This is a genomic window from Amycolatopsis sp. NPDC006131 (assembly GCF_040614175.1).
Lineage (GTDB): Bacteria > Actinomycetota > Actinomycetes > Mycobacteriales > Pseudonocardiaceae > Amycolatopsis_E > Amycolatopsis_E tucumanensis.
In genome coordinates this window covers 58,565-67,955 of sequence record NZ_JBEXTX010000034.1, presented here as the reverse complement: position 1 = coordinate 67,955, position 9,391 = coordinate 58,565, and the positions used below count along the sequence as shown (strand labels likewise).

Here is a 9,391-nt window from a genome sequence, read left to right as displayed (position 1 = left end):
GCCGGGGTTGGCGTCCGGGTGGTTCTCCCGCGCCAGCTTGCGGTAGGCCTTCTTGATCTCGTCCTGCGAAGCGTCGGAGCCGGCGGCCTGGACCAGCAGGTCGGCCACGGCCGGTTCGGTGCCGGTCACCACCACGGTCGCCGCTGCCGGGCGGTGGCCGTCCAGGTGCGCGGTCACCGTGATCTCCCCGGCGGGCAGGCCGGCGAGCTGGAACGTGCCGTCGTCGAGGGTGCGTGTCTGCCCGACCACCTGGCCGCCGCCGTCGGTGGCGACCACCGCGGTGTCGCCGGCTCCGGCGCCGCCGGGGGCGCGGCGCACGATCCCGGTCACGGTCCCGCCGCCGGACACGACGAAGTCGCGCACGGCGCCGGAGCCGTTGAGGGCGACCGCGGCCGCCTCCGGCTGGAACCCGGGCGCGGTGACGATCAGCGTGTAGGTGCCGGGGCGCAGGCCGGACACCGCGTAGCCGCCGTCCGCGCCGGCCCTGGTGCGGCCGGCCTGCCTGCCGTCCGCGCCGGTCACGGTCACCACGCCGCCGGCGAGCGCGTTGCCGCCCGCGGTGCGCAGACGGCCCGCGATGCGGCCGGGGCCGGTGGCGACGGTGTCCTGCTCGCTCACGTCGACCAGGTCGCCCACCGCGGCGGCGAGTTCGGAGCCGACGGTCTCGTGCGGCTGCCCCGGCGCGGGCTTGCGGGCCGGGCCGGTGAACCAGGACGCGAGCGCGGCGACCACGGAGGCGATGATCGCGAACCAGAACGCCGCGGTCAATCCGTCCGCGAACGGCCCGGAGATCAGCTGCGGGAAGAAGCTGCGGCCGGTCAGGTATGCGGCCTGGTCCGGCGGCAGGGTGTGCAGGACGCCGCCGAGGAGCTGCTCGATCGGGTTGTAGCCGAGGAACGCGGCGAACAGCACGCCGACCGGCGGCAGCGACGCGATCTGGTTCGCGTCCGCGGCGGGCACGCCGTTGGCGGTCAGGCCCTGCGCCATCGCCGACGGCAGGTGGTCGGCGAGCCCGGCGATCATCAGGCTGAAGAAGAAGCCGATGGACAGCACCATCGCCGAGTTCTGGAAGGTCGCGGTCATCCCGGCGCCCGCGCCGCGCGCGTTGTTCGGCAGGCTGTTCATCACCTCGGCCCGGTTGGGCGAGGTGAACAGGCCCATGCCGAGCCCGTTGAGGAGCAGGATCGCGGCGAAGGCCCAGTAGCCGAAGTCGACCGGCAGGACTTCCAGCAGGACGAAGCTGAGAGCGGTGATCAGCATGCCGCCAGTGGACAGCAGCCGCCCGCCGATGCGGTCGGAGATGATGCCGGACACCGGCGCGGAGACGAGGAAGCCGATCGTCAGCGGCAGCATGTAGATGCCGGCCCACAGCGGGGTCTTCTCGAAGCTGTAGCCGTGCTGCGGCAGCCAGATGCCCTGCAGCCAGATGATCAGCACGAACTGCAGGCCGCCGCGGCCCAGCGAGGCGAGCAGGTTCGCCAGGTTGCCGAAGGTGAACGCGCGGATCTTGAACAGTCCGAGGTTGAACAGCGGGTTCGCGACCCTGGTCTCGATGACGCAGAAGACGACCAGGACCACGACGCCGCCGATGAGGCAGGACAGCACGAACGGGCTGGTCCACCCCATGGTGTGCCCGCCGTAGGGCTGGATGCCGTAGGTGATGCCGACCAGCACGGCGATGAGGCCGACCGCGAAGGTCAGGTTGCCCCACCAGTCCATCTTCGCGCGGTGGCGCTCGCTGGTGTCCTTGAGCTTGAGGTAGGCCCAGATCGTGCCGAAGACGCCGAACGGGACGGAGACGAGGAAGACCAGCCGCCACTCGACCGGGCCGAGCAGACCGCCGATCACCAGGCCGAGGAAGGATCCGGCGATGGCGGCGACGCCGTTGATGCCCAGCGCCATGCCGCGCTGCCGCCTGGGGAAGGCGTCGGTGAGGATCGCGCTGGAGTTGGCCATCAGGAACGCGCCGCCGATGCCCTGGACGATGCGCCAGGCGATCATCCAGATCGCCGCCGCGCCGCCGTTCATCCACGTGATCGCCAGGAAGATGGACGACACCGCGAAGACGGCGAACCCCAGGTTGTACATGCGGACGCGGCCGTACATGTCGCCCAGCCGGCCGAAACCGACCACCAGCACCGCGGTGACGACGAGGAAGCCCATCATCATCCACAGCAGGTAGCTGGTGTTCGACGGCTCCAGCGGGTTGATGTCGATGCCGCGGAAGATGTCCGGCAGCGCGATGAGCACGATCGAGGAGTTGATCGTGGCCATGAGCATGCCCAGTGTCGTGTTGGACAGCGCGATCCACTTGTAGCGGGGACCGAGCGCAGGCTGCACTTCCATCACTCCAACCAGCGAAAATTAGTTGACCTATGCTAACTGATTTCGCCGGATCGGATGACCAGCTCTCACGGTGTGAGCGGTGATCCGGATCGCATTCGGCTGCGAAATTCCGGAGGATGTGCAATGAAGCGGACACTTCCGGCGAGCAGAAGCGGCGTTGACAGCGCCGGAGGCATATCAGTAGACCTGACAACCATGGATCCCAGCCAGCTCGAGGCGATCGACGTGCACGTCCACGTCGAGACCGACGACCACGGGCACCTGTCCCTGCCCGACGACTTCGTCGAGGCGTCCTCGGCCTACTTCGGCGCCGACGCCCGGCGCCCCACCATCGACGAGATCGCGGACTACTACCGCGAGCGCCGCATCGGGGCGGTGCTGTTCACCGTCGACATCGAGGCGTTCACCGGGCACCCCGCGCTGTCCAACGAGGAGATCGCCGAGGCGGCGGCCAAGCACCCGGACGTGCTCATCCCGTTCGCCAGCATCGACCCTGCCAAGGGCAGAGCGGGCGCCCGGCAGCTGGAGCGGCTGATCGCCGACCACGGCGTGCGCGGCCTGAAGTTCCACCCGAGCCTGCAGGACTTCGCGCCCAACGACCGCAGCGCGTACCCGCTGCTGGAGATCGCGCAGGAGCACGGCCTGCCCGCGCTGTTCCACACCGGCCAGACCGGCATCGGCGCGAACATGCGCGGCGGCGGGGGAGTGCGGCTCGGCCTGTCCAACCCGATGCTGCTCGACGACGTGGCCATCGACTTCCCGGACCTGACGATCATCATGGCCCACCCGTCGTTCCCGTGGCAGGACGAGGCGCTCGCGGTGGCCACGCACAAGCCGAACGTCTACATCGACCTCTCCGGCTGGTCGCCCAAGTACTTCCCGCCGCAGCTGGTCCGCTACGCCAACACCCTGCTGCAGGACAAGGTGCTGTTCGGCTCGGACTACCCGCTCATCACGCCGGACCGGTGGATGGCCGACTTCGCGCGGCTCGACATGAAGGACCACGTGCGCCCGAAGATCCTCAAGGACAACGCCGTCCGCGTGCTCGGCCTGGCGCAGGAGCGAGGATGATCCACCGCAGCCCGCTGCCGGACGTCGAGATCCCGGACGTCACGCTCACCGAGTTCGTGATCGGCGGCGCGGCCCGGTTCGGCGACGCGACCGCGCTCGTCGACGGCCGCACCGGCGAAAGCTTGACCTACGCCGAACTGCGGTCGGCGGTCACGGCCGGGGCGGCGGGCCTCGCGGCGCACGGCGTCGGCCCCGGGGACGTCGTCGCGCTGATGAGCCACAACCAGCCGTCGTTCGTGGTCGCCCTGCACGCGGCGATCGCGGCCGGGGCCGCGGTCACCCCGATCAACCCGGCGCTGACGCCGGGGGAGATCGCCAAGCAGCTGCGGCTGGCCGGCGCGCGCCTGCTGATCGCCGCGGAACCCGTGGTGGACAAGGCGCTGGAGGTCGCGGGCGAGGTGTTCGTGTTGGGTGAGCACCCGCGTGCCCGCTCGTTCACGTCGCTGTTCACGGACGGGCCCGCGCCGGAGCTGGACCTGGACCCGGCCACGAGCGTCGCGGTCCTGCCGTTCTCCAGCGGCACCACCGGGATCCCGAAGGGGGTGCGGCTGACGCACCGCAACCTCGTGGCGAACCTGGCGCAGACGCGGGCCGGGTGGCGGATCGGCCCGGACGACGTGCAGGCCGCCGTGCTGCCGTTCTTCCACATCTACGGCTTCACGATCATCCTCAACTCCGGGCTGCTCGGCGGCGCGAAAGTGGTGACGCTGCCGCGGTTCGAGCTGGACGAGTACCTGCGGACGCTGGCCGCGCACCGGGTGACGCGGGCCTACTTCGCGCCGCCGATGGTGCTGGCGCTGGCCACCGCCCCGCACGTGGAGGACCACGACCTGTCCAGCCTGCGGTTCGCGCTGTGCGGGGCCGCGCCGCTGGACGTGGAGGTGACCGAGCGCGCGGAACGGCGGCTGGGCTGCCTGATCCGGCAGGGCTACGGCATGACCGAGGCCAGCCCCGGCACGCACCAGGTGTTCGACGACGACTTCGCGGAGACCCCGCCGGGCAGCGTGGGACGGCTGTCGCCGAACACCGAGGCGCGGATCGTGGCGCCCGGCACGGACTCGGACGTCGCCCCCGGTGAGACCGGCGAGCTGCTGATCCGGGGCCCGCAGGTGATGGACGGCTACCTGGACGACCCGGCCGCCACCGCCGCGACCATCACCGGCGGCTGGCTGCACACCGGCGACCTGGTGCGCGTCGACGACGACGGCGTGTTCTGGGTCGTCGACCGGCTCAAGGAGCTGATCAAGTACAAGGGCTACCAGGTGGCGCCCGCCGAGCTGGAGGCCGTGCTGCTGACTCACCCGGCCGTGCTGGACGCCGCGGTGGTCGGCGTGCCGCACACCGAGGGCGGCGAGGCGCCGAAGGCGTTCGTGGTCACCGGGGACACCGTCGGCGCGGACGAGCTGATGGCGTTCGTCGCCGAGCGCGTGGCGCCGTACAAGAAGGTGCGCGAGGTCGAGTTCGTCGAGCGGATCCCGAAGTCCCCGACGGGCAAGATCCTCCGGCGGCTGCTCAGGACTTGACGGAGGCCAGCAGGATGTCGCGGGTCAGCTCGAGCTGACCGTGATGCTGGGCCAGCTCCTCGTAGACGTGCACGAGTGCGGCGCCCTGCCGCCACCCGACCGGCGTGTTCGCGTACTTGTCCGGCACCTCGCCCCGCGGCGGGGCGTCGAAATCGGCGGCCGCGACATCCTCGCGCAGTCGCTCCCGCGCCCGCGCGACGCGGTCGAGCAGCGGTGCGATCGGCCCGGCGGCCGTGAACTCGGCCTCGCGGTCGCGGTGCACGCTGCCGCCCGCGACGACCTGCCCGGCCCAGGCGGCGATCACGCCGAGGCAGTGGTTCACGATCGCGTAGGGCGTGTTCGCGCCCGGCAGATCCGGCCGGGTGTTGGCCAGCTCGTCACCCAGGCCGGCGAGGATCGCCGTCATCCCGTCGAGCGCGCGATCGGTGAAGAACAGGAAGCTCTCCTCATCCAGCATGATCAGCATTGTTCCCGAAGCGCGCCGCCCAGGGTTCGGGTGGCAGGGCGAGGGCGTTGGCGAGCCCGCTGATCGTCCGGTACCAGCCGGCCAGCACCAGGAACTCCAGCAGCTGGGTGTCGGGCAGGTGCACGGCCAGCTCGGCCCACCTGGCCGGCGAAACCGTCGCGGTGTCGTGCAGGTCGTCCACCGCCCCCACGAGCGCCCGCTGCCGCGGTGACCAGACCGGGGCATCGGCGCCGTCGTGCACCGTCGCGGCCAGCTCGTCCGCCGTGAGCTCGGGGAACACCACCGCGTGCACGCCCCACTCGTACTCGCACCCGGAGCGCGCGCAGGCCCGGGCGATGACCAGCTCCCGGTCGGCGGCGGGGAGTTCCCCGTGGGCGAGCAGGCCGGCGCCGAGCACCCGCATCCGCGATGCGAGCTCCGGGTGCCGGTGCAGCACGCGGAAGAGCACCAGCGGATCGTGCGCGACGTGCGGCGCCATCCAGCGCCGCAGCGCGTCCTCGATGTCCGGCGGATAGGGCGGGGTCAGTGGCGCGATCCGGGTCACGGGACCTCCTGCGAGTGCTGCTTCGATTTTCGAACCACTATGCTGCTTCGAGAATCGAAGCGCAAGGAGTGAGCCATGGCGGACCAGTCCGTTCCCCGGCCGGGATCCCCAGTCCGCGGCTCGACCACCGGACGTCCCGTGATGGCGGCGCTCGACCTGCTCGGACGGCGCTGGACGCTGCGCGTGATCTGGGAGCTCCACCGGGCGCCCGCCGGCTTCCGCGAGCTCCAGCGGCGCTGCGACCGGATGTCCTCCAGCGTCCTGACCACCCGGCTGGCCGAGCTGGCCGACGTCGCCCTCGTCGAGGAGGGCGCCGACGGCTACCGGCTGACCCGGCTCGGCCGCGAACTCGTCGAATCGCTCCTGCCGCTGGACACCTGGGCCCGCCGGTGGGAGAAATCGCTCCGCCGGTGAGCTTTCACCTGCTGAAAACACGGCTGGTCCCGGCCCGGTCCCGGCAGCGAAAGTGTGGTCGTCGCATCTACACCGAAGGAGCTGCAGATGACTGCGTTCGTGCGCGACCAGTGGTACGTCGCCGCCTACGGGAGCGAGGTCGGGCGGGAGCTGCTGGCGAGGACGATCCTGGGCGAGCCCATCGTCTTCTACCGCACCGAAGCCGGGGAAGTCGTCGCGCTGGCCGACCGCTGCGTGCACCGCCGCTACCCGCTGTCGGAGAGCCGCCTGGACGGGGACCGCATCGTCTGCGGCTACCACGGCTTCACCTACGAACCCTCCGGCAGCTGCGTGTTCGTGCCCGGCCAGTCCCGGATCCCGCGCACCGCGCGCGTGCCGTCCTACCCGGTCGTCGAGCAGGATTCGTTCGTGTGGGTGTGGATCGGCGACCCCGCCCGCGCCGACACCACGCAAATCCCGCGCGCGCCGTGGCTCGCCGACCCCGCCTACACCACCGTGTGCGGCATGGAACCGCTCGCCGCGCGCTACGACCTGCTCGTGGACAACCTGATGGACCTGTCCCACGAGACCTACCTGCATGGCGGCTACATCGGCACGCCGGAGGTGGCGAACACCCCGATCACCACCGAGGTCGACGAGGACCGGCGCATCATCTACGTCAGCCGCCACATGGACGATGCGGCCTGCCCGCCGTTCTACGCGAAGTCGACCGGCATTCAGGGCCGCATCACGCGCTGGCAGGACATCGAGTACCACCCGCCGTGCCTGTACCTGCTGCACAGCCGCATCGCGCCGGTCGGCGTGCTGCCCAACGCCGACGGCACCGACCCGGAGGGGTTCCACGTCGAGGTCGTCTACGCGATCACCCCGGAGACCGAGCACTCGACCCACGACTTCTGGGCAGTGGCACGGGACTTCGCGCTCGGCGACCAGGAGGTGTCCGACTTCCTCGCGCAGAGCAACCGGACCGTGGTGCTGCAGGACGTGGAGGCGCTCGACATCCTGGAGCGGGTGATCCAGGCCGAGCCGCAGGGCTACCAGGAACTGTCGGTCAACATCGACACCGGCGGCCTCGCCGCGCGGCGCATCCTGAAGAAGATGGCGGGCGAACCGGAGAAGGCCGCCACGCGATGACCGAGCGGACCGCGATGCTGCACGGCGACACCGTGTACCGCATCCACTGGAAACTGGGCACCGACGTCCTCGTCGGCGTCTGCCACTGCGGCGCCGAGCACGAATCGGAGGACCCGGTCGAGCTGTGGGAGTGGCTGCTGGCCCATCCCGACGGCCACGACGACCCGGCGCCCGCCGGCGACCCGGTGCTCGCCGGAGCGGGGAGTGCGCGATGACGGCGGTGCTGACCGAAGTGGAACTCGACGTTCTCCTGGAGCGCAAGGAAGAACTCGCCGCGGGCGTGGTGCGGCTGACCCTGCGGCACCCCGCAGGCGAGCCCCTGCCGGAGTGGGAGCCGGGGGCGCACCTGGACCTCGTGCTCGGCGAGGGACTGGTGCGGCAGTACTCGCTGTGCGGCGATCCGGCGGACCGGAGCGTGCTGCAGGTCGCGGTGCTGCGCGAGCCGGACGGGCGCGGCGGGTCGGCCTGGGTGCACGACCGGCTGTCCACAGGGGACACCGTGCGGATCCGCGGGCCGCGCAACCACTTCCGGCTCGTGGACTCGCCGCGGTACCTGTTCGTCGCGGGCGGGATCGGGATCACGCCGATCGTGCCGATGATCGCGCGGGCCGAGGCGTCCGGCGCGGACTGGCGGCTGGTGTACGGCGGGCGGACGCGGGCGTCGATGGCGTTCCGCGAGGAGCTGGTGGCGCGCTACGGCGACCGGGTGGAGATCCGGCCGCAGGACGAGACCGGGCTGCTGGACCTGGACGCGCTGCTGGGCTCGCCGCGCGACGACGTGGCGGTGTACTGCTGCGGGCCGGAGCCGTTGCTGGCGGCGGTCGAGCAGCGCTGCGCCGCTTGGCCGCCCGGGTCGCTGCACGTGGAGCGGTTCTCCCCGAAGGCGGGCGCGGACGCGGGGGAGCGGACCACGTTCGAGGTGGAGCTCGCCGCGTCCGGCCGGACGGTGACCGTGCCCCCGGACAAGTCGATCCTGGCGGCGGTCGAGGAGGCCGGGGTGAGCGTGCTGTCGTCGTGTCAGGAGGGCACGTGCGGGACGTGCGAGACGCCGGTGCTCGACGGCGTGCCGGACCACCGGGACTCGCTGCTCACGGAGTCCGAGCGCGCCGCGAACGACACGATGATGATTTGCGTGTCGCGCTCGTGCGGGCCGCGGCTCGTGCTGGATCTGTAGGCCGGCGCGAGGCAGGATGATCGGATGGACGGCGAAGTCCGGACGGTGACCGGCAAGGTGCTCGCGCTGCTCGGCGCGTTCACCCCGGAATGCCCCGAGCTGACGCTGTCGGAGCTGGCGCGCCGGGCCGGGCTGTCGCTGGCGACCGCGCACCGGCGGGTCGCGGAGCTGGTCGCGTGGGGCGCGCTGGAGCGCGGCGCGGACGGCCGGTACCGCGTCGGGCTGCGGCTGTGGGAGGTCGCTTCGCTGGCGCCGCGCGGCCTGGCCCTGCGCGAGGCGGCGATGCCGTTCCTCGAGGACCTGTACGAGGTGACGCACGAGAACGTGCAGCTCGCCGTGCGGGAGGGCCTGGAACTCGTGTTCGTGGAGCGGATTTCCGGCCGCAAGGCGGTTCCGGTGTGGACGCGGGTGGGCGGCCGGTTCGCCCTGCACGCGACGGGCGTCGGGCTGGCGCTGCTCGCGCACGCGCCGGTGGAGGTGCAGGAGGAGGTGCTGGCCGCGCCGCTGCAGGCGTACACGCCGAAGACGGTGACGAGCCCGGCCCGGCTGCGCGAGATGCTCGCCGCGGTGCGCCAGACCGGCTACGCCGTCAGCGACGGCCAGGTGACCACGGACGCGGTCTCGGTGGCGGCGCCCGTGCGGGACGCTTCGGGCGCGGTGATGGCGGCCGTGTCGTTGGTGGTGCACGCCGATGGTGCCCAGCCGGCGGCGCTGGCGCC

Annotated in this window: 10 protein-coding genes; 7 read left to right on the top strand and 3 right to left on the bottom strand. The window is 71.7% G+C overall.

Features of this window, described 5'->3' with window-relative positions:
* A partial coding sequence (locus ABZ215_RS19455; RefSeq protein ID WP_354950602.1) for an MFS transporter occupies positions 1-2,346 on the bottom strand: 2,346 nt, incomplete at its 3' end.
* 195 nt (positions 2,347-2,541) lie between these two features.
* Between ABZ215_RS19455 and ABZ215_RS19450 the strand changes: the two genes are divergently transcribed.
* A complete protein-coding gene (locus tag ABZ215_RS19450) occupies positions 2,542-3,417 on the top strand; it encodes an amidohydrolase family protein (RefSeq protein WP_354950600.1) in 876 nt (291 codons plus the stop codon).
* A complete protein-coding gene (locus ABZ215_RS19445) occupies positions 3,414-4,940 on the top strand; it encodes an AMP-binding protein (RefSeq protein WP_354950598.1) in 1,527 nt (508 codons plus the stop codon). Before ABZ215_RS19450 ends, ABZ215_RS19445 begins: the two co-directional genes overlap by 4 nt.
* On the opposite strand, the gene ABZ215_RS19440 is transcribed toward ABZ215_RS19445, so the two are convergent.
* Both ABZ215_RS19440 and ABZ215_RS19435 read right to left on the bottom strand, forming a co-directional pair.
* Complete coding sequence (locus tag ABZ215_RS19440; RefSeq protein WP_354950596.1) at positions 4,930-5,397, bottom strand: DUF664 domain-containing protein; 468 nt, start codon at positions 5,395-5,397, stop codon at positions 4,930-4,932. The two genes, ABZ215_RS19445 and ABZ215_RS19440, sit on opposite strands and share 11 nt — an antisense overlap.
* On the bottom strand, positions 5,387-5,950 hold the full coding sequence (locus ABZ215_RS19435; RefSeq protein ID WP_354950594.1) for a carboxymuconolactone decarboxylase family protein: 564 nt from the start codon (positions 5,948-5,950) through the stop codon (positions 5,387-5,389). The genes ABZ215_RS19440 and ABZ215_RS19435 overlap by 11 nt, the downstream gene beginning before the upstream one ends.
* A gap of 75 nt (positions 5,951-6,025) precedes the next feature.
* Here ABZ215_RS19435 and ABZ215_RS19430 point away from each other — a divergent pair, with 75 nt between their 5' ends.
* The 5 genes from ABZ215_RS19430 to ABZ215_RS19410 form a co-directional block, all read left to right on the top strand.
* Positions 6,026-6,364: a helix-turn-helix domain-containing protein gene (locus ABZ215_RS19430; protein WP_354950592.1), complete on the top strand. Its 339-nt coding sequence runs from the start codon at positions 6,026-6,028 to the stop codon at positions 6,362-6,364.
* An 87-nt stretch (positions 6,365-6,451) separates the two neighbouring features.
* Positions 6,452-7,498: an aromatic ring-hydroxylating dioxygenase subunit alpha gene (locus tag ABZ215_RS19425; protein ID WP_354950590.1), complete on the top strand. Its 1,047-nt coding sequence runs from the start codon at positions 6,452-6,454 to the stop codon at positions 7,496-7,498.
* On the top strand, positions 7,495-7,713 hold the full coding sequence (locus ABZ215_RS19420; protein WP_020422152.1) for a hypothetical protein: 219 nt from the start codon (positions 7,495-7,497) through the stop codon (positions 7,711-7,713). The genes ABZ215_RS19425 and ABZ215_RS19420 overlap by 4 nt, the downstream gene beginning before the upstream one ends.
* Positions 7,710-8,672 carry a PDR/VanB family oxidoreductase gene (locus tag ABZ215_RS19415; RefSeq protein ID WP_354950588.1) on the top strand — a complete coding sequence of 321 codons (963 nt, stop codon included), beginning with the start codon at positions 7,710-7,712 and terminating at the stop codon, positions 8,670-8,672. Before ABZ215_RS19420 ends, ABZ215_RS19415 begins: the two co-directional genes overlap by 4 nt.
* 24 nt (positions 8,673-8,696) lie before the next feature.
* Positions 8,697-9,391, top strand: a 695-nt coding sequence (locus ABZ215_RS19410) for an IclR family transcriptional regulator (protein ID WP_354950586.1), incomplete at its 3' end; no start/stop codon positions are given.